We start from the raw sequence: 21,231 nt of genomic DNA on the forward strand, positions 1-21,231 counted from the left end.
ATTACTTCTTAACTTTCCTGTTGTAGTGCCTCGAGCTCTTCCCAGCGCTCAAAAGCAACTTCAAGCTCCTGCTCTGCTGCAGATAGCTTATCTAATACTGGTTGTGTCTGCTCTACAGATTTCGAAAAGAAGCTTGGATCGTTGACTTCTTCCTGAAGAGTTTCAATTTGAGTTTCCAATTCTTCTAAACGCATTGGTAACGCTTCTAGTTCTCGTTGTAGCTTATACGATAACTTCTTAGGTTTAGCCTTAGCTGGGGCTGTTTTGGGAGTTTCCTCAACTACTTTTTCAGGCTTTGATGGCTTTTCAACCTGTCGGTACTCTAACGCTTGCTTTCTTTGTTGCTGAGCATCGTGGTAGCCACCAACAAATTCTTCAATCACGCCGTTACCTTCAAAGATCCAGCTTGTCATCACTGTATTATCTACAAATTGACGATCGTGGCTTACTAAAAGAAGTGTACCCTGATAGTTGGCAAGCAAATCTTCTAAAAGTTCCAAAGTTTCGATATCGAGATCGTTGGTTGGCTCATCGAGAATCAATAAGTTGTTCGACTTAAGGAAGATACGAGCTAATAACAGACGGTTTTTCTCACCACCAGATAGTGCCTTAACAGGGGTACGAGCACGTTTAGGAGAGAATAAGAAATCTTGTAAATAGCTCAGTGCATGGCGCTCACGGCCACCGACTGTCACTTCTTGCTTACCATCCGCTAAGTTATCAATTACAGACTTCTCTGGGTCTAGGGTTTCCCGGTATTGGTCAAAGTAAGCAACTTCAAGCTTAGTACCGCAATGCAAGCGACCAGAATCAGGCTTAAGTTGGTCAAGAAGCAACTTAAGTACCGTACTCTTACCACAACCATTCGGGCCAATCAGAGCAATACGATCGCCACGCATAATGTTGAAGTTGAAGTCCTTGACAATCTCTTTGCCTTCGAAGCCAAAGTTAAGATTCTCAGCTTCGAATACAATCTTGCCTGAGCGTTGACCATCATCAATCTGGATAACCGCTTTACCCTGCACTTCACGACGATTGATGCGTTCTTCTCGCAGTTTCTTCAGTGCACGTACACGGCCTTCGTTACGAGTTCGACGAGCTTTAATGCCCTGACGAATCCATACTTCTTCTTGAGCAAGCTTCTTGTCAAATTCAGCGTTTTGCATCTCTTCAACACGCAACGCTTCTTCTTTCTCTACTAGGTAGTTTTCGTAATCGCCAGGGAACGAGCTCAGCTTTCCTCGATCAAGGTCAACGATACGTGTTGCCATCGATTTAATGAACGCACGGTCATGCGAGATAAAGATGATTGAACCACGGAAATCTTTCAGGAAGCTCTCTAACCATTCAATGGTCGCAACATCTAAGTGGTTAGTCGGTTCATCTAGCAGAAGCACGTCAGGGTCACACACAAGTGCACGAGCAAGCGCCGCTTTACGTTGCCAACCACCAGATAAATCAGTCAGCTTTGTTTCAGCTGTCAGCTTAAGTGCAGCCATTACGTTACTTACGCGATCTTCAAAGCGCCATGCGTTCGCATGATCCAACTGCTCTTGAACGCGAGTAAGGCGATTTAAGTTCTTTTCGCTAGGGTCAGTACCAATGAGATCCAGAAGATCATGGTAGATCTTCAACTGTTCGCCAATTTCCGCTAGGCCACCAGCAACGTAGTCATAAACGGTGCCTTCTTCATTACGCGGTGGATCTTGCTCAAGGCGAGATACAACCACATCTTGTGTGATTTGCATCTTGCCGTCGTCCATGATGATGTTCCCAGACAGGATTTTCATCAATGTAGACTTACCAGCGCCATTGCGCCCTACTAAACACACACGTTCGTTTTCTTGCAGTGCAAAGTCCGCACGATCTAATAACGGGTGATCGCCAAACGCTAATTGCCCGTTATGAATTGTAAGTAATGCCATTCTTCTTTAACCAATCATTAAGTTCTAACAAGCCAAATGGCCAGTTAAGCTCTGAGCTTTGAGAAAGGTCAGAGCTTTCAAATTTGAGTACCGGAATAGTGACCCCGTAACGGGAAAAGAGCTCATCATCAAATGCAATGTCGACAACGTTGACATGATGGCTAATGTTTAACTGTTCCGTGAGTTGAAATGCCATCTCACATAGATGGCACCCTTCTGTACTGTAGAGAGTCAGCAATATATATCCTTATACAATCTCTTAACTACTTATGAGTAATCAACCAGCAGTTATGAATGTGCTTATTGCGAGAGAAGTCCAATGGAAGCGTCTTAGCTGAGATATTCTGAGCTTTAAGACCTAACGCTTCCAGACCTTCTAGATCCATTTTGAAGTGACGTTTGTTGTTAGAGAACACAATCGTGCCTTCTTCACGAAGAAGACGCTTAAGGTTTTCCATCAACTGAATGTGATCACGTTGAACATCGAAAGATTGATCCATACGCTTAGAGTTTGAGAACGTAGGTGGATCAATAAAGATCAGATCGTAAGAACCCTGCTCTTTAACCAACCACTGTAAGCAATCAGCTTGAACAAACTGATGTTGACGACCAACACGGCCATTAAGCTCCATGTTCTGTTTTGCCCACTCAAGGTAGGTATTCGACATATCAACCGTTGTTGTAGAACGTGCGCCGCCCACTGCAGCATGAACAGATGCACTACCTGTGTAAGCAAACAAGTTTAGGAAATCTTTACCTGCAGCCATCTCACCAATACGACGACGAGTGATCTTATGATCTAAGAACAAGCCTGTATCTAGGTAATCATGAAGATTAACAATCAGCTTAACGCCGTATTCGTTCACTTCTAGGTTCGATGAGTCTTGAGCCATTTTTTGATATTGAGAACGACCTTTCTGTTTCTGACGCACTTTAAGCACAACGTTGTTCGCTTCAACGCCAGTCACTTGAATAGCTGCACGGATGATATCGGTTAGACGACGTTTTGCTTTATCTTCTGGTACGTCTTTAGGGGCTGCGTATTCTTGAATCACTAGGTGACCTGGATATACGTCAATCGCTACATTGTATTCTGGTAAATCCGCATCATAGATACGGTAACAATCTAATTGCTCTTTCTTAGCCCACTTGCCTATTTTACCGATATTCTTTTTAAGACGGTTCGCAAAATCAGGCGCAATCAATTGTTCTTGCTCGCCTGTCGGACGCTCTGACATCGGACGATCTGAGATTGAGTAATTCTTTTGGTGACACGGTAACGCACCGTTGTTCAATTTGAACTGTTTGTCTGCACGCATGCGTAAGCAGCTAAGTAGTTCGTCTGAACTAGAGAAGATAGACGCGTTACAACCGCCAAATTCCGCTTTAAGCTGCGCGCCGAACGCCGTGTAAAGTGCAATAAGACCCGGCTCTGTACCAAGACGCTCACCATAAGGAGGGTTAGAAACAATCACACCATCAGTAAACTCGGTAGGACGCTTAAGCTTTGCAGCATCGCCTACTTCGAATTCAATCAGTTCTTCAACACCAGCACGACGAGCATTATCGCGCGCTGTTTTGATCATACGTTCATCATTGTCGTAGCCATAGAACTTACATTCCACTTTCTTAACACCACGACGGCCTTGAACATTCGCTTCCGCTTTCACTTCAGCCCATAGCTCAGGTTCAAAGTCTTCTAGTGATTCAAAACACCACTTCTGACGTTTAACACCTGGAGCCATGTTTGCAGCCATCATAGCCGCTTCAATCACTAACGTACCTGAACCACACATAGGGTCTAAGAAAGGTTTAGTTGCATCCCAACCACTTCGAATAAGGATTGCAGCAGCAAGAGTTTCACGTAATGGTGCTCGACCTGATTCAGGACGGTAACCACGTTGGTGAAGACCGCTACCTACCATATCAACACCAAGAATCGCTTTATCACGGTGTAGACGAACGTGAATACGAACGTCTGGATTTTCTTTGCTGATTGAAGGACGTGGCAAAGACTTCTTCTCGAAGCAATCAACAACGGCATCTTTTACTTTCATCGCACCGTATTGGCTATTACGGATTTCGTTGTTCGTACCATTGAAGTCAACAACGAAACGCTTAGAGCTATGGAATTGATTTACCCAGTTAACCGCAGTGGTTGATAGGTACAAATCCATGTCGTCCATACAAGTGAATTCAGAAAGGACACGTACAAATCGAGAAGCCAGACGGCTCCATAAACAACAACGATAAATTTGCTCATTGGTCGCTTTGAATTTAACACCTGCTTGAACAGGTTTTGCGTTTGTAATCCCTAGTTGGGTTAGTTCTTCAACTAATAAATTCTCAAGGCCATTTGAGGTAACCGCTAGATATTGATTCATAGTGTTCTTTTATTGATAAAAATTAGCTCGATTATACCTGAATTTGCTACTAGAGCATCACACTAAACTCGGATTTTCATTGAATCTTTCAACTAACTGGCTAGCAAATGCGCAGTGTTGAAGCGATCGCTTACCCACATCCCCTGAGGACACAAGACCTATCAAACCAACTCCATTTCTGACCATCTATTAACCAAAGTAGCAATGTGAATTTATATTCACCTTAAAATTGGTATATACCAGTAAACATTTATAGGTGAAATTTAGTTACAAAAGACTTAAAACAGGGAATAATGGCAGGCAATTTCCACTTCTAGTAGTGGAAATAGGCAGAAATTAAGGTGAAAAAATAACCATAAGTTCACTATTTATATGATTGGGAGGTGATGTATTTATCAAGATGAGATTTTTTAGGCACAAAAAAATCGGCTATTAAGCCGATTATGAGGAAGGTTTCTGTGAGTTTTGTCTAGTGAGGAACGTTAAATGACATACTAGATTAGAAGCTAACCTACCATCGCTATGTGTGTTTTATGCAGGATAGTATTCGCGTCTACCATTCTATCGTGCATTACTTTGATTGAGTCTCCAAAGCGCAGCCCTTTTGAAGGCGTCAGCAGGAACTCTTCTAGGTCGACAAATGCACATAGGCTCGCACACTCTCCCACTTCTAATACAATGAAATACCCTAAGCTATGCTCGTTATTCATTTGTACAATATCCCCTTCCTGAGGATATTCATGGCCAGTGCCTTGTGAGTCGAAAAACCAACTCTTAGGCTGTACAGGCTTATGGAAGCGCTTTGCTGCCACACAATAGAGTGCCAGTTCAGCTTGACGAGGCTCAGATAGATCTAAGCCAGAAATTTGTTCTTTGAAGGTTTGGTATGCAGATGCATCATCAACAGTGAATTCATTATCTTTAAACGCGCAGTCCACCAGCTTGTTGCGGACCAGATTCGTTTTAAAAACCATATCCTCTCCGAGGTTTAGCATTAATGAACATTGCTGATCATCATAATACCAATTCCATGTATCGCTAGGTTTAAGCATCATTTCGTCTCACACTGTTGAACCATTCCGTTAGGTAAAACGCAAAATTACCTTCAATTACAGTAATTTTACTGAGCAATAGGCAAAAAAAAAGAGGAAATGAATTCCTCTTTCTTATCGCTTTTCTCTACAACTCAGTGAGTTACAGTGTATCTTTTAACAAGACGATGCCAGATTGTCGCTTTTATAAGGATAAAAGCTTTTTGAAGCTTATAAATTTTTGACGATGTCGCCTACAAGGCCTGGACCTTTGTAAATGAAACCAGAGTAAACTTGTACAAGCTTAGCGCCAGCCATCATTTTCTCTTTTGCAGCAACATAAGAGTCAACACCACCTACCCCAATGATCGGCAGTTGGTCACCCAACTCTTCGTGGAGTTTACGAACCACTTCAGTACTGCGAGATTGAACAGGACGTCCACTTAGGCCACCCGCTTCATCGCAATGCTTCATGCCTTCAACAATACTGCGATCTAATGTTGTGTTGGTTGCGATCACACCATCGATCTTATTTTTGATCAATGATTCGCAAATCTGGCTGATTTCGTCATCACTTAGATCTGGAGCGATCTTAAGAGCAAGCGGGACATATTTACCATGCTTCGCTTCTAATTCAGATTGCTTGGTTTTCAATTCAGACAATAAATCATCAAGAGCTTCACCATATTGTAATGAACGAAGTCCTGGAGTATTTGGTGAAGAGATATTTACCGCAATGTAACCTGCGTATTGATATACCTTCTCCATACAGATCAGGTAATCCTCCGCACCCTTTTCAATTGGTGTGTCTTTGTTCTTACCGATGTTGATACCTAAAATTCCGTCATAGTTTGACTTCTTAACATTCTCCACAAGGTTGTCGACGCCTAGGTTATTGAAGCCCATGCGGTTGATAATACCTTCGGCTTCAACAAGACGGAACAAACGAGGTTTTTCGTTACCTGCTTGTGGACGAGGAGTAACAGTCCCTACTTCCACGAAACCAAAACCCATTGCGCCAAATGCATCAATACATTCGCCGTTTTTGTCTAGGCCGGCAGCAAGGCCAACTGGGTTTTTAAAAGTAAGACCCATACACTCTACAGGTCGGTGAGGTAATTGTTGACGATACAAAAGATCAATAGGTGTACCGGTGAAGCGTTTGAAATTTTGGATTGCAAGATCATGTGCCTTTTCGGCATCAAGTTGGAAAAAGCCAGTTCTGGCTAGACGGTAAAGCATTGTGCCTCCGATAGAAAAAAGCGCCGTGTAAACGGGGCGATATTATTTACTTATTTACCCAACTATTCAATCTATTACTGTCTGTAAGGATAAGATAATCGAGTTTGCTAAAGAAAGAGGTTCATTATTAAGCAAACGTTATCGTATCCTCCAACGAGTGATCCACTTGACTATCATTCATGTAACGAGCATTTGTCAACTCGGCCAATTATAAGCTAACTTGACCAAGCATAAGTGACTCAACAAAATAATTAGACACGTCATTCACTATTCAGCTAAACGAAAAAGGCAGACCTATGGCCTGCCCTTGTTTCTTTTCGTTTTTATCTAATCGCTAGTCTGTCGACATGCAGTTTAAGTTCAATAGCATCAACTCTCGCAACGCTACTGAGAACTTAGCAAATTCATGAACCGAACCAACTTTGAATTCGTTCAAGATACTTTCCCAACGATGCAGAGAAACAGAGTTACTTTCCATCCAATCATCCAATGCTTTAATCACATCAAGGTCGGCACCACAACCGCAATTAAGCACTTGGCCAGTTAGCTGACGTTGCTGCCAATCCAGATCTTCTCTGAATGCCGCACGTGCCAGAGCTTGCCAGTTGTTGTCCACTGCTTGGCCATTGATTTGTTTCAAGAACCAGTGCAGAGACAAACGGTCACCAAGGTTAAAGTAAAGCTTAGACGCTTGTTGTACTGTTTTACCGGTTTCACGAGCCACTGTGGATATATCCAGTGCTGAGTACAGGCTAGACAAACGAGCCACTGAATTAGCCAACTCAGCGTTGACACCTTGGTCAATCCATAGTTGAGCCATTGCTTGATGCTCTTCTACTTCTGAAGCCACTAGGTTTTCATCCAGTTTCTCAGTAATAGCCGCCACATCCCCTTGGTAAAGTTCAATCAATGCATTCACTGATTGCTTACCATTGCGGTTTCTTAATAACCAACGCGCTAGACGACGAAGCGTACGACGCACATGATAAAGCAACTCGTATTGAGCTTCAGAGCTTGAGATATTATCCAGCTCACGAATGCTTTTCAGAACTTTACCTAAACCGTAAATCTCACGGGATGCCGCGTAAGCATTTGCAATCTCAACAATGTTTGCGCCTGTCTCTTCTTGCAAACGAGTCACGAAGTTACAGCCCATCTCGTTAACCATTTGGTTAGCAAGCGCAGTCGCAATGATCTCTGCACGAAGTGGATGGTTATCCATGTGCTGAGAGTAGTTACGGCGTAACTCTGTTGGGAAGTATTGCATCAGTTGTTGAGCATGGAACTCATCATTCGCAATATCATCGCTCACAAGATCTTCTTTTAGAACCATTTTACCGTAAGCGATCAATACTGATAGCTCAGGTCTTGTTAGTGCTTGACCTTGCTTCTCACGCTCTAGCAGCGTTTCGTCATCTGGGATGTATTCCAAACCACGATCCAAGTACCCTGCTTTTTCCATTGTGTGGATAAAGCGGATCTGCTCTTTCACTAAGCCTACACCTTGATGCTCAGTAACAGAGATAGACTCAGCTTGGCAGTAAGCGTCGTCTAGTACGATATCACCTACTTCGTCTTCCATAGATTCAAGAACTTGGTTACGTTGCTTAACGGTTAGATCACCATTAGACACCAAGCCATTCAAGAAGATCTTAATGTTAACTTCATTATCCGAACAATCTACACCACCAACGTTATCAACAAAGTCAGTATTAACTCGACCGCCCGTTAGAGCGTACTCAATACGACCCAATTGCGTCATACCCAAGTTACCGCCTTCACCAACAACCTTAGCTTTCAGGTCACGGCCGTCAATACGTAGCACGTCATTTGCACGGTCACCTACATCGGTATGAGTCTCGTTTGAAGACTTAACATAAGTACCAATACCGCCATTCCAAAGTAGATCCACTTTCATAGACAAGATCGCTTTGATCAAATCATTTGGCGCCATTGATGCTTTTTTGGTACCCAGCATTTTCTGAATTTCAGGTGTTAAAGGGATAGATTTCGCGCGACGAGAGAAGATGCCGCCACCTTGAGAAATCAAATCTTTATTGTAATCTTCCCAGCTTGAACGAGGCAGATTAAACAGACGATCACGCTCTACCCAACTTGATGCTGAATCTGGATTTGGGTCAATGAAGATGTGCATGTGGTTAAACGCAGCTTGTAAGCGAATGTGCTTAGATAGCAGCATACCGTTACCAAACACGTCGCCCGCCATGTCACCCACACCAACTGCAGTGAAATCTGTTGTTTGGCAGTTGATGCCCATTTCACGGAAGTGACGCTTAACGGATTCCCAGCCACCTTTAGCCGTGATACCCATTGCTTTATGGTCGTAACCGTTTGAGCCACCAGATGCAAATGCATCACCCAGCCAAAAGTTGTACTCTCCAGCTACTGAGTTGGCGATATCTGAGAATGTCGCGGTACCTTTATCGGCTGCAACAACCAAGTAAGGGTCATCTTCATCGTGACGAATCACGCTCTTAGGAGGAATAACCTCGCCTTCGATGATGTTGTCAGATACATCCAGTAATGCACGAATGAAACGTTTGTAACAACGTTGACCTTCAGCGAAGATTTCATCACGGCCAGACATTGTGTGCTGGCGTTTACAAACGAAACCACCTTTAGCACCAACTGGGACAATTACTGTGTTCTTAACTTGCTGTGCTTTAACTAAGCCTAGAATTTCAGTACGGAAATCTTCTTGACGATCTGACCAACGCAAACCACCACGAGCGACTTTACCTGCGCGTAAATGCACACCTTCTATATCAGGCGCATAGACAAAAATCTCGAATGCAGGGACAGGAGCCGGAATATCTGGAATCTCGCTTGGTCTCATTTTCAGAGCCAACCAAGGTTTAAACTGTTTGTTTTCGTCTAACTGGTAATAGTTAGTACGAAGTGTCGCAGTGATCATTTCCATGTAACGACGAATGATACGATCATCATCCAAGCTTTCTACATGATCCAACTGTTCAGTGATCTTCTTAATAAGATCTTGTTGACCTTTTGCGCTACCCTTCAGTTTCGGATCAAAACGCTTGCCGAATAAGCTCACTAACCCTTTAGCTAACTCTGGGTAATGAGACAATGTGTCTTCAATGTATTGTTGGCTGAATGGGAAACCAACTTGACGCATATAACGAGCATAAGCACGTAAGATTGAGATTTCACGGCCAGAAAGACCAGCGCCCAATACCAAGCGGTTGAAACCATCACTGTCTAACTCGCCCGCCCAAATTGCCGCAAAGGCTTGTTGGAAAAGATCGCGAGCTTCACGAAGATCAACGGTCTTGTCGCTCTTATGCAGCATTGAAAAGTCCAAGATCCAATATGTTAAACCATTGGTCTTACGCACTTCGTAAGGGGACTCGCCAATCACACGTAGACCAAAGTTTTCTAGCATTGGCATTACTTCAGAAAGGTGAATTGGCTCGTCACTGTGATAAAACAGTTTCAAACGAACGGCTTTCGAATCTGCTGCTTCTTCTTGAGGACGGTAGAACAGCATACCAAGTCTGTTATCTTCGCTTAATGCTTCCAAACTCTCGATATCGGCCACCGCAGAACCAGGCATCATGTCTTCTTTGTACGAGCGTGGGAACGCACGCATGTACTCTTTAGACAGTGGGAGTCCTTTACTTTCACCAAAGTTAGCAATGATTGACTCAGATAAGCGGTCATCCCACGTAGACGATACTTCCATTAAATTCTGCTCAATTGTTTTCACGTCGACATCCATGTTGTTGTTATCAACACGAACAATATAATGCGTTCTCGCCAACGGGCTTTCAGAGAAATAAGTTGTAAATTCAACTTCTTGTTCGCAGCCAAAGTACTGCTTCAAGATGCGCTGCGTTTGACGACGAAGTTCAGTGTTGTAACGATCTTTTGTTACATAAACCATACAGCTAAAGAAGCGACCAAACGGGTCTTTACGAACAAACAAGCGTAGAAGGTCACGATCTTGCATTTGCACAACGCCAGTACCGACTTCCAGTAGCTCTTCTTCACGAGCTTGAAGCAGTTCATCACGCGGGTAATTTTCAAGAATGTTATGCAGTGCTTTGTAAGAGTACGACCCCTCACGGTAACCACTCGCCTCAATAATACGCTCTACTTTTTCACGAACCAATGGAATCGTTTCAACAGTTTGATTGTACACGGCAGAGGTATAAAGACCGGTAAAACGATGTTCACCGATTACCTTTCCATTCTTATCAAACTTCTTAATACCGATATAATCATTGTAAGCAGGTCGATGAATACGTGAAGCCGTGTTTCCCTTGGTGAGAATAAGTACATAAGGTTTTTTTGCCTCTAAGCGTGCCGAATCAGAAAACTCCGACAACTTAACATTACGTACGCGATCTGAATTTGCGAACAAACCAAGACCTTGCTCTTTAGTCGGTTGCAGCTCAGTGTCACCATTCACAGATACAAGGTCATATTCCTTGTAGCCCATAAAGGTAAAGTTGTGTTCACCTAACCAACGAAGAAACGCCAACGTTTCATCAAAGCGCTGACCGTCAACTGGTATGCTATCTTTTTGCTTTTCAACTTTATTAGTTACTTCTTCAAGTCTTTCAACCATTTTAAGCCAGTCATTCACAACTAAGCTAGTATCTGTGAAAATATCCAGTAGTTCCGTTTTAAGCGCTGTCATTTCGGCTTTGCTGCTAAGACGATCCACTTCGATATGGAAAAGCGACTGGAACGCGCCTTTATTGTTACTCACGCCAACCACACTTCCGGCGCCAGAACGATCAATTTGCGTTGGGTTATGCAGCATAAGGTGAGAAGAAAGATCTAAGCGTGTTAATGCCATTTTTACAGAATCAACGAGGAATGGGCTGTCTGGTACCACTATCTCAACGATGGTGTGAGTAGATTGCCAACCTTGGCGACTTACTGTTGGATTAAATACTCGAACAGAAATTTCGTCAGGTTTTTTTTCGTTGATGTGATGCCATAAACTAACTACAGCACCATATAAATCAGATTCGTTTCTTTGGATTAAGTCGTCTTGAGAAACATTACTAAACAAATGTTGAGCAAGTTGAGTTACGAGAGGTCGATGAGCAAGGTCAAGTTTGTCTTGAATGAGTTTGTACACTTTTTCAAGTAAAACTGGAACCACAGTTTCACGTGCGGTCATAGTCACACTCCACAATTAGAATTGTATTTTATTATAGGGGGATCACTTAAGCTGGTGTTTGAATTCGCGCTGTAAAGCCCACTTCTACTAACGAGTTAAGCAAAGGTAATGCATTCGTTTATTGTAAAAGCATTATTGAAAAATAGTTAATTGTTTTGGAGGTGGTAAGAGGTGAAATGTTTGATTATGTGATTAAGATTCCTTTTAAGTCACTGGGCATGTCGAGCTTTACAGAGCTTCCAACTTTATAAACTTATTTTTTTGGTCAGTTGTAAGCCTAAACCGTCCTCTGACTCCTGTTTGTGTAAGAAGTGGTCTGAATCGAGTTGCCGGTAATTGTAAGCGTAAACCTGTTGTTGTTATCACTTGAACTTTACTTGCCACACCAGAATAGCTAGCCATAAATTGTTGATATGAGATATTAAGTTGGAAAATATAGTGGTTCATACATACCTGTTTAAATATACAGTATCGATGTTTTGCGCCACAAAATCAGTGACAGAGATGCTCTGTCACTGATTTGCAGTTTAATAATGCTTTAGTTTAACTCAAGCCTCTAATGCTTTATTAACTTTTTCAAAGAGATCTTTAGCTAAGTTATCCATATTCTTTAACGTCTCAAGTTCATTCTTGATCAGAGCTTGGCGCTCATCATCATATTTACGGAACTTAAGTAGCGGGTCAATTAAACGCGAAGCTACTTGCGGATTGCTGCAGTTAAGCTCACGTAATATTTCACCGGCAAACGCATACCCCTGACCAGACTTATCATGGAACTGTACCGGGTTCATGTTTAAAAATGAACCAACCAAGTTACGAGTACGATTCGGGTTTTTCAAGCTGAACGCTTGGTGTGACATAGATTGTTTGATCACTTCAAGCGCATTTGAACTTGGGTTAGTACCTTGAAGAGCAAACCACTTATCCATAACAAGACCATCGTGTTTCCACTTGTCACTGTAATCCGCCATCAAGGTTTCACGACAAGGTAGCTGTGCACTGTTTGCCGCGCCCATTGCTGCCATGGTATCTGTCATGTTGTTTGCGTGCTGATACATTGCAACAACCAAATCATTGCCCTGCGCAGTATGAGCCAAGTAACTTAGGCAAACTTTACGCAGAGTACGCTTACCTATCGAATCATGATCAATCGTGTAATCGTTTAATACATGACTGTGATAAACCGCCGACAATTCATCTTCAAGCTCTTTCGCTAGCGTAACTTTCATACTATTTAGTACCAATGCGATAGCATCGATATCTACACGCTCATACCAACCAGACACTTCATTGTGGCTTGGTAAAGAAAGCATCTCCGCAATAAACGCAGGTTCTAGCGAGTCACTAAGTAACACGCCACGGAATGCATCAACAACAGAAGATGAAAGTTCGAAACCTTGGCCCTGTTGAACCTTCTTAATATTACTGCGAATATACTTAGCCAATAGCATTTGGCCAGCATCCCAACGAGAGAACTCATTGCGCGCATTCACCATCAAAAAGATAAGCTCTTCATCTGAATAGTCGTACTCCAATTTCACTGGTGCAGAGAATTCACGAAGCAATGATGGGATTGGTTGCTCAGAAACGTTTTCAAATACAAAGGTTTGCTCCGCCTCTTTCACATCTAATACGTTATGAACTGGCTTTCCGTTACATTGTAACTCAACTACATCACCAGACGCTGTGTACAACTCGATATCTAAAGGGATATGCAAAGCCTGCTTTTCAATTTGATCATGAGTTGGCGCCGTCACTTGACGAGTTGTTAAAGTGTATTGTTTCTTTTCTGCGTCGTAGTGACTTTGAACAGAGAGCGTCGGCGTACCAGACTGGCTGTACCATAAACGGAACTGAGACAGGTCAACGCCCGATGCGTCTTCCATTGCTGCGACGAAATCTTCACACGTTGCAGCTGTGCCGTCATGACGTTCGAAGTACAGCTTCATGCCTTTTTGGAAACCGTCTTCCCCCAACAATGTGTGGATCATCCGGATCACCTCACAGCCCTTTTCGTACACGGTCAAGGTGTAGAAGTTATTCATTTCTATCACTTTTTCTGGGCGAATTGGATGAGACATTGGGCTCGCATCTTCAGCGAATTGTGGACCACGGATGATACGCACATTGTTGATACGATTGACTGCGCGAGAACCAAGGTCTGATGAGAACTCTTGATCGCGGAATACGGTTAAACCTTCTTTCAAACTTAACTGGAACCAATCACGACAAGTCACTCGGTTACCTGTCCAATTGTGGAAGTATTCATGACCAATTACCGCTTCAATACCCAGATAATCTGTATCCGTTGCGGTCTGGTCGTTGGCTAGAACAAACTTAGAGTTAAAAACGTTCAGGCCTTTGTTTTCCATCGCCCCCATGTTGAAGAAATCAACGGCTACGATCATGTAGATGTCTAAATCGTACTCTAAGTTGAAACGCTCTTCGTCCCACTTCATTGAGTTAATCAAAGAAACCATCGCGTGGTTAGCTCTGTCTAGGTTACCTTTGTCAACAAAGATTTCTAGGTCAACCTTGCGGCCTGATTGCGTAGTGTAAGCATCACGAAGTACGTCAAAATCACCCGCAACTAAAGCAAACAGGTATGCCGGCTTTGGATGTGGGTCTTGCCATTTCACCCAGTGACGACCATTTTCAGCTTCACCTTCATCAACACGGTTACCATTGCTTAATAAGAATGGGTTTTCTGCTTTGTCGGCGATAACCGTTGTGGTGAATTTTGCCAATACATCCGGGCGATCCATGTAGTAAGTGATGCGACGGAAGCCTTCAGCTTCACATTGAGTACAAAACGCACCACCCGATTTGTACAGGCCTTCAAGTGCACTGTTCCCCTCAGGATCAACTTCAGTCACGATCATTAATGTGAATTCTTTTGGAAGGTCATTCAATGTCAGTTGAGTTTCAGACAGCTCGTACTGCGTCCACTCTTTGCCTTCAACCAAAACAGACACTAACTTCAAGCCCTCACCATCAAGTACTAAGGTCGAGCTATCTTTCTCTTGCTTAACACTAGACACCGCCGTAATGATGGACGCTGAATCGTACAAATCGAAAGTAAGATCGATTTCAGAAATAGTGTGAGATGGTGATTGATAATCTTTACGATACTTGGCTTGAGGTGTATGTGCCATGACGGGTTCCTTTTGATCGTTATACGTAATTATTTGTTAACTGTATATATCTAAAGGTTGAGCGCCAAGAACACAAGGGGAATATTAAAAAAAGGAGGCATTGTAGGAAAATGCCTCCATGTTTTGCTATTTTATCAATCAAATCAGAAAGGAACGGCTAAGAAATGAACTGTGTGCCATATTTTCAGCGAGCCGGTTTTATGGTTAAAACTCGTGCTTAACGTATGCGATTAAGCACCGCGAACATGTCTCCCTCTTCACCTTGAAGCGTCAATACATCACTGTTCAATGTGTAACGAGTGCCGTGCTCACCATTCTCATAAAGTAGTACTAACTGGTCACCCTCAGTGTAATACACACCACGGCGAATGACTTCCCCCCCTTCTTCATCGGACACTCTGAACATGAAGATAAAATCAGGTTGAAGCACTAAATCCATTTTTTGAATGTTGCTTGCACGCAAATCGCTTCCAGACAGTTCGGCGCTTGACCAAATTCCTGCCAGGGCGTTAGGCAAGGCTTTGGTGAACATAACACCGTTAAGATTCAGCATATTGTGATTACTGCTGTACGCGTAAACCTGAGGCTCAGAAGTATTCAAACCCAAAATAATGGTGTCTTCATTGGCGTTATACAAACCTTCCCAATGATCCACACTGTAGTCTTTCTTTTGGATATCGATAGTGAATGAGTAATTGGAATCAAGAGTGAGTTTGATTGCTCTAAAATTTTCAGTACCTTGCTCAGGATCTGGATTCATCAAATACCAATCGCCAAGCAACAGAGGAAGGTCAAAATAGGATAAATTGCTATCACTTTTTGATTGTTGTTCGCCTGAAGTAACTTCGCTACCAAAAGCAACAAAGCTTAGACAAGATAAAAATAATAGAATCCATTTCATAATAGCCCCCTCGTTTCTTTTAATCTTAGGTCCGTAATGCATAGAAAGCGAAAAAACACGAGCTAGATCACTAAATTTTAAATACGAAGTAACATAAGTGACATAAGTGACATCATCATTAGCATGAATGTATCTACATTAGTCGATTATTAGAGGGCGGTTTGGCAAAGTAGCGAGGGATAAAATTTAAAGATTACGTAAAATTTAAGGAAAAAAAGCGAGCCTAGGCTCGCTTTTCAAATATTGCACGTTTGAATTACTACCTTCCGGTAACTATCCGATCTATTTTTTGATCATATCCAGCATGATTGCAACAGACTCATCAAGATAAGCATCCGGGGCTTCATAGTCTTTAGGAATATCATCCAACATTTTAAACGCCTCTAACTTAGCGGCTTTTTGACGTTGATTGATACGCTCTAAACGAAGTGCTTCCACATCATCACCTTCTTGCTTACGTACCTTTTCATTGAGAGAAAGGTCGTTGTCATCTTTATCTGCCTTATATTTTTCAATATCTTGCGCGATAAAGCCAAACTCCATATCAGAAGCAACACGAGCTTGGTGTTTAGCGGTTAAAGTGAGGATTTTATCATCATTACGTTGTAACATTGAGTAATTAGCTTTATCAATACTGTCCCAAGGCAAAGCATTATCTTCAACGCTTTCCCCCGTGTCATCTGACTCAATCGGTGTTGGGTAAGCAATATCAGGCACTACACCCTTGTTTTGCGTACTACCACCATTGATTCGGTAGAACTTCTGGATTGTATATTGAACGTAGCCCAACTCTTTATCAAACAAATCATAGATATGATTCAAAGAACGATGCTGTTGTACCGTTCCTTTACCAAAAGAGTTCTCTCCTAAGATGATTGCACGACCGTAATCTTGCATCGCTGCTGCAAAGATCTCAGATGCTGAAGCACTGTAGCGATTTATCAAGACCGTTAATGGACCTTGGTAACTGATTTCGCCATCAGTATCACTGTTCACCTTGACACGACCGTAGCTATCACGAACCTGAACAACCGGCCCCTCTTTGATAAATAAACCAGAGAGTTCGGTTGCTTCAGTCAATGCGCCACCACCATTGTTTCGAAGGTCTACGATAATACCTTCAACACCTTGCTGTTTAAGCTCAGTGATCAATTTATCGGTATCTTTAGAAAGGCCAACATAGAAACTTGGTACCTCAAGAACACCAATCTTCTTACCATCTTTTTCGATAATTTCAGACTTAACGGCACGGTCTTCTAAACGAATCTTATCGCGTACAATTGTGACAACGTGACTTTTTGCATCGTTACCTTCCGGCAAGATCTGTAGCTTAACTTTAGTCCCTTTCGGACCCTTAATCAGTTGCACTACATCGTCTAAACGCCAGCCGATAACATCCACGACTTCTTCACCGTCTTGGCCTACACCGACAATGCGATCACCATCACTCAATTGTTTGCTGTTTGACGCAGGGCCACCAGCAACTAACGAGCGAATAACGGTATAGTCTTCAGTCATCTGCAGCACTGCACCAATACCTTCTAGAGATAGATTCATCTCAGATTGGAATTGTTCTGCATTTCTTGGAGAAAGGTAACTGGTGTGCGGATCAACTTCACGCGCGAATGCGTTCATGTAAATTTGGAAAGCATCTTCGTTGTGCGATTGCGTAATACGCTTCATCGCATTGTTGTAACGCTTTTCCAAAACTTCTTGAATCTCTGGCCACTCTTTACCAGTAAGTTTTAGATTCAACGCATCGTATTTAACGCGTTTTCTCCAAAGCTCATTCACTTCAGCGATATCTTTTGGCCATTCAGCTTCACTACGATTGAGCTCAATACTTTCATCAGTATCAAACTTAATCTCTGTATCTAGCAAAGACAATGCGTATTGAAAACGTTCAAAACGCTTCTGCATAGACAAATTATAAACATCGAATGCAATCTGGTTATTGCCTGCTTTCAGTTGATCATCAATTTGTGTAGATGACGCAGCGAAAGAGTCAATATCAGCTTGAGTGAAGATATTACGATTATAGTCCAGCATCTCTAAATAACGATTAAAGATAGCTTGAGAGAAATCATCGTTGAGATTGAAGTGTTTGTAGTGAGAACGAGTAAATCGAGAAGTCACACGTTTACTAGCAGTTTCGTGTTGGGCCTCAGGAACGAGTAGAGGTAAATCGTCCTGAGATAATTTGGCTTCGAGAGCCTGAGTTGAAGCTGCTAGCCAAAAGCTAGCAGCAATCAATGTCAATTTTGAACGGCATTTCATGCGTAGGAGTATCTCCTTTAAGCGCGCAAGTGCTCCGCTTTAACAACCATTTGTAGGCCGTTTGCTAACTGAACACGCACATCTTCCTTATTGATTTCAACAATGGTCGCAGCCATGTTTCCTTTACCCATGTTCACATTTACTTCTTTGCCAGCGATAAATTCGTCAGCGTTCAAAGCGCGAGTTTCAACAGGCTTTTCGACTTTTGGTGCTTTAGGCGCTTGACGACGAGGCTGCTGAGCTTTCTTCGCCTTAGGTTTTGCTTTGCCTTCTTCACGAGCTTTTTGTGCTTGTTCTTTACGACGAGCTTGAACTTTCGCTTTGCTTTCTGCAAGTGTAGCTTTAGCGTGTTCTACGTGCTCTTCTTCTAGTGTGCCACACGCGTTGCCGTCTAGGTCAACACGTTCCGCACCAGCTTTTACGCCGTGCAGGTAACGCCATGATGATGTGTACTGTCTTAACGCTGCACGAAGCTGAGTCTTACTTACTTTTTCGTCTTCATTTAGACGTTCAGCAAGATCTTGAAAAATACCAATTTTAAGTGGTTTAGCTTCACCTTCTAGAGTAAAGCATTTAGGGAAACATTCAGCAATATATGCGATAACTTCTTTGCTGTTTTTTAACTTTTCAGTGTTTTCCATGTGGGTTCCTGGTTTTTGCGGTTTTCCGCGAGCATTAAGAAAATATTTTTACGTATTATAAAGAGATGCTTGGGAAAAACCACAGTAAGAGAATAATTTATACCTTGTTCGCGTGCGAATTAAGCAGCTTTTCCACTTCTTCCATAAAAAATGTCAATCCATCCTCATCGATTTGAGAGAAACGGCCAACATTTGGGCTATCGATATCTAGAACGCCCGCGACTTTCCCACCAATCGAGAACGGAATTACGATTTCTGAGTTACTTGCAGCATCACAAGCAATGTGTCCTTCGAACTCATGAACATCATGAATGCGTTGGACTGTATTTGTCGCAACCGCAGTTCCACATACACCACGCCCTACCGGGATTCGAACGCAAGCTGGCTGGCCTTGGAATGGACCTAGTATAAGTTCACCTTGTACCTCAGATGGGGTTTGCTTCATTAAATAGAAGCCCGCCCAGTTCAGATCATCCAATTCCATGAATAATAATGAGCTGATATTGGCTAGATTAGCAATAAGATCGGTTTCTGATTCAATTAATGCAACAGCTTGTTTGGTTAAGCGTTGGTAATGTTCTATTTTCATATTAACTTCCAATTAAATTGAGACTTCCATTATCAAGAGAACGCAGTAAAATGCGGCCATTAAACCAAATAGGACTTATTCTCATTACAATGAACAATTCAGAAGACACTATTAGCCGTTCTTGGTTAATAACTCAAGTAAAAAAACACAAGTCCAAATTACTGTTTGCTAACATTATTGCCATTTTTGCAACTCTCATTAGCGTTCCTATCCCGTTGCTAATGCCACTCATGGTCGACGAAGTTTTGCTTGATAAGCCCGCTTCTGGCTTAGAAATGATGAACCACCTACTTCCTTCATCGTTACAAACACCGACTGGCTATATCGCCCTGACTTTACTGTTAGTCATTATAATGCGTACGGCAAGCCAAACGCTGAATATTCTACAAGGACGTCAGTTTACACTCGTATCCAAAACGATCACCTATCAGATGCGCAGTAAGATGATAGATAAGCTTGGTCGTATCAGTATTAGACAATACGAAACTAGAGGCAGCGGCGGTATTAACGCCCACTTAATAACAGATATAGAGACTATCGATAAGTTCATTGGCTCTACCCTGTCTAAGTTTCTGATTAGCTTCTTGACGGTATTAGGGACAGCAATGGTTCTATTGTGGCTCGATTGGCGTCTTGGGTTGTTTATATTACTGGTCAATCCTGTTGTCATTTACTTTTCTCGTAAACTAGGTAGTAAGGTTAAACACCTTAAAAAGTACGAGAATCAATCTTTTGAACGCTTTCAGAATCGGTTGGTTGAAACGTTAGACGGAATCTATCAACTTCGCGCTGCTAATAAAGAGCGTATTTTCTTAGACGAACTTAAGGCCCAAGCAAACCAAGTAAGAGTCGATGCGGACAAATACGCATGGCAGTCTGAAGCCGCTGGTCGTTTATCATTCTTACTCTTTCTATTAGGTTTTGAACTGTTCCGCGCAGTCGCGATGCTGATGGTGCTATTTAGCGACCTAACTATCGGTCAAATTTTTGCGGTATTCGGCTATTTATGGTTCATGCTGGGCCCTGTGCAGGAGTTATTAGGGATTCAATTCTCTTGGTATAGCGCGAAAGCAGCATTACATCGTATCAATGAGCTTTTAATGTTAGAGGAAGAAAAACGTCCGATTAGTAAAGTCAACCCGTTTAATGAACATGAGGAAGTGACAGTCGACATCGAAAACGTTACCTTCTCTTACACGTTAGAAAACACTGTTTTAAATAAACTATCCCTACATATTCCGGCTGGTAAGAAAGTCGCTTTGGTGGGTGCCAGTGGTGGTGGTAAATCAACGTTGATCCAGTTGTTAATTGGGGTTTATCAAGCGGACTCTGGCTGTATACGCTATAACGGTGAAACGAGCGATGACATCAGCTTTGATGTGATTCGCAATCAAATTGCCGTTGTTTTACAGCAACCTATACTCTTTAACGATACATTAAGGCATAATCTGACCCTTGGTGCAGAATACGACGAAATGTCACTGTGGCGTGCACTTGAAGTCGCTCAAATGCAAGATGTTATCAAGCAACTGAATAATGGTTTGGATACTCCAATTGGTAGGAATGGCGTTCGACTGTCTGGCGGTCAACGACAGCGCTTAGCAATCGCCCGCATGGTACTGAGTAACCCCAAGTTTGTTATTCTTGATGAGGCGACATCGGCGCTTGATACGGCTACTGAGTCAGCTCTACATAAAGCGCTAAGCGAGTTTTTGAAAGATCGCACAACTTTGATAGTGGCTCATCGATTATCAGCGGTGAAACAGGCCGATCTAATCTATGTTTTAGAAGATGGGCAAGTCACACAGACGGGAACACATGGTGAACTGGTTGAACAACAAGGACTATATCAAACACTTTATGGCAGTGTGCAATCGCACGCCTGATGTACGCGACCCTATACATTTAAG

General features: G+C 42.5%; 13 protein-coding genes. 1 reads left to right on the top strand and 12 read right to left on the bottom strand.

All coding sequences use genetic code 11. From position 1 onward, the window contains the following. Window positions 1-8: 8 nt before the first annotated feature. The 12 genes from ACED48_RS02670 to ACED48_RS02725 all read right to left on the bottom strand — a co-directional run bounded on the left by ACED48_RS02670 (window position 9) and on the right by ACED48_RS02725 (window position 19,321). Window positions 9-1,925 (bottom strand): ABC transporter ATP-binding protein, encoded by a 1,917-nt coding sequence (locus ACED48_RS02670; RefSeq protein ID WP_017057232.1) that lies wholly within the window; start codon window positions 1,923-1,925, stop codon window positions 9-11. Continuing rightward, complete coding sequence (locus ACED48_RS02675; RefSeq protein ID WP_019823251.1) at window positions 1,903-2,163, bottom strand: glutaredoxin family protein; 261 nt, start codon at window positions 2,161-2,163, stop codon at window positions 1,903-1,905. The genes ACED48_RS02670 and ACED48_RS02675 overlap by 23 nt, the downstream gene beginning before the upstream one ends. A gap of 25 nt (window positions 2,164-2,188) precedes the next feature. Then, complete coding sequence (rlmKL, locus tag ACED48_RS02680) at window positions 2,189-4,309, bottom strand: bifunctional 23S rRNA (guanine(2069)-N(7))-methyltransferase RlmK/23S rRNA (guanine(2445)-N(2))-methyltransferase RlmL (protein ID WP_017057230.1); 2,121 nt, start codon at window positions 4,307-4,309, stop codon at window positions 2,189-2,191. Between the two features lie 506 nt (window positions 4,310-4,815). Next, complete coding sequence (locus ACED48_RS02685) at window positions 4,816-5,364, bottom strand: cell division protein ZapC (protein WP_029627105.1); 549 nt, start codon at window positions 5,362-5,364, stop codon at window positions 4,816-4,818. Between the two features lie 207 nt (window positions 5,365-5,571). After that, complete coding sequence (pyrD, locus tag ACED48_RS02690; protein ID WP_017057228.1) at window positions 5,572-6,582, bottom strand: quinone-dependent dihydroorotate dehydrogenase; 1,011 nt, start codon at window positions 6,580-6,582, stop codon at window positions 5,572-5,574. A gap of 334 nt (window positions 6,583-6,916) precedes the next feature. Next, complete coding sequence (locus tag ACED48_RS02695; protein WP_017057227.1) at window positions 6,917-11,758, bottom strand: NAD-glutamate dehydrogenase; 4,842 nt, start codon at window positions 11,756-11,758, stop codon at window positions 6,917-6,919. A gap of 228 nt (window positions 11,759-11,986) precedes the next feature. Beyond that, window positions 11,987-12,205, bottom strand: coding sequence for a DUF2835 domain-containing protein (locus ACED48_RS02700; RefSeq protein ID WP_077680351.1), 219 nt, complete (start codon window positions 12,203-12,205; stop codon window positions 11,987-11,989). A gap of 101 nt (window positions 12,206-12,306) precedes the next feature. Further along, window positions 12,307-14,913 (bottom strand): aminopeptidase N, encoded by a 2,607-nt coding sequence (gene pepN / locus ACED48_RS02705; RefSeq protein ID WP_017057226.1) that lies wholly within the window; start codon window positions 14,911-14,913, stop codon window positions 12,307-12,309. 217 nt (window positions 14,914-15,130) lie between these two features. Further along, the gene (locus tag ACED48_RS02710; protein WP_017057225.1) at window positions 15,131-15,814 is read right to left on the bottom strand and encodes a hypothetical protein; all 684 of its coding nucleotides are present in this window, start codon (window positions 15,812-15,814) and stop codon (window positions 15,131-15,133) included. A 282-nt stretch (window positions 15,815-16,096) separates the two neighbouring features. Beyond that, on the bottom strand, window positions 16,097-18,091 hold the full coding sequence (gene prc / locus ACED48_RS02715; RefSeq protein WP_017057224.1) for a carboxy terminal-processing peptidase: 1,995 nt from the start codon (window positions 18,089-18,091) through the stop codon (window positions 16,097-16,099). A 17-nt stretch (window positions 18,092-18,108) separates the two neighbouring features. Beyond that, entirely contained in the window at window positions 18,109-18,732 is a 624-nt protein-coding gene (proQ, locus tag ACED48_RS02720) for an RNA chaperone ProQ (protein WP_017057223.1), read from the bottom strand. Window positions 18,733-18,829: 97 nt separating this feature from the next. Continuing rightward, on the bottom strand, window positions 18,830-19,321 hold the full coding sequence (locus ACED48_RS02725) for a GAF domain-containing protein (RefSeq protein WP_017057222.1): 492 nt from the start codon (window positions 19,319-19,321) through the stop codon (window positions 18,830-18,832). Between the two features lie 89 nt (window positions 19,322-19,410). Between ACED48_RS02725 and ACED48_RS02730 the strand changes: the two genes are divergently transcribed. Beyond that, window positions 19,411-21,207, top strand: a complete 1,797-nt coding sequence (locus ACED48_RS02730) for an ABC transporter ATP-binding protein (RefSeq protein WP_017057221.1) — start codon at window positions 19,411-19,413, stop codon at window positions 21,205-21,207. Window positions 21,208-21,231 lie beyond the last annotated feature (24 nt).

The sequence above is a fragment of the Vibrio sp. 5S239 genome, assembly GCF_041439575.1.
GTDB classification, from domain to species: domain Bacteria; phylum Pseudomonadota; class Gammaproteobacteria; order Enterobacterales; family Vibrionaceae; genus Vibrio; species Vibrio kanaloae.

Coding starts and splice junctions, on each gene's coding strand:
- ACED48_RS02725 (WP_017057222.1), bottom strand. CDS start 19,321: ATGAAAATAGAACATTACCAACGCTTAACCAAACAAGCTGTTGCATTA.
- ACED48_RS02685 (WP_029627105.1), bottom strand. CDS start 5,364: ATGATGCTTAAACCTAGCGATACATGGAATTGGTATTATGATGATCAG.
- pyrD (WP_017057228.1), bottom strand. CDS start 6,582: ATGCTTTACCGTCTAGCCAGAACTGGCTTTTTCCAACTTGATGCCGAA.
- ACED48_RS02710 (WP_017057225.1), bottom strand. CDS start 15,814: ATGAAATGGATTCTATTATTTTTATCTTGTCTAAGCTTTGTTGCTTTT.
- prc (WP_017057224.1), bottom strand. CDS start 18,091: ATGAAATGCCGTTCAAAATTGACATTGATTGCTGCTAGCTTTTGGCTA.
- proQ (WP_017057223.1), bottom strand. CDS start 18,732: ATGGAAAACACTGAAAAGTTAAAAAACAGCAAAGAAGTTATCGCATAT.
- ACED48_RS02700 (WP_077680351.1), bottom strand. CDS start 12,205: ATGAACCACTATATTTTCCAACTTAATATCTCATATCAACAATTTATG.
- pepN (WP_017057226.1), bottom strand. CDS start 14,913: ATGGCACATACACCTCAAGCCAAGTATCGTAAAGATTATCAATCACCA.
- ACED48_RS02670 (WP_017057232.1), bottom strand. CDS start 1,925: ATGGCATTACTTACAATTCATAACGGGCAATTAGCGTTTGGCGATCAC.
- ACED48_RS02695 (WP_017057227.1), bottom strand. CDS start 11,758: ATGACCGCACGTGAAACTGTGGTTCCAGTTTTACTTGAAAAAGTGTAC.
- ACED48_RS02730 (WP_017057221.1), top strand. CDS start 19,411: ATGAACAATTCAGAAGACACTATTAGCCGTTCTTGGTTAATAACTCAA.
- rlmKL (WP_017057230.1), bottom strand. CDS start 4,309: ATGAATCAATATCTAGCGGTTACCTCAAATGGCCTTGAGAATTTATTA.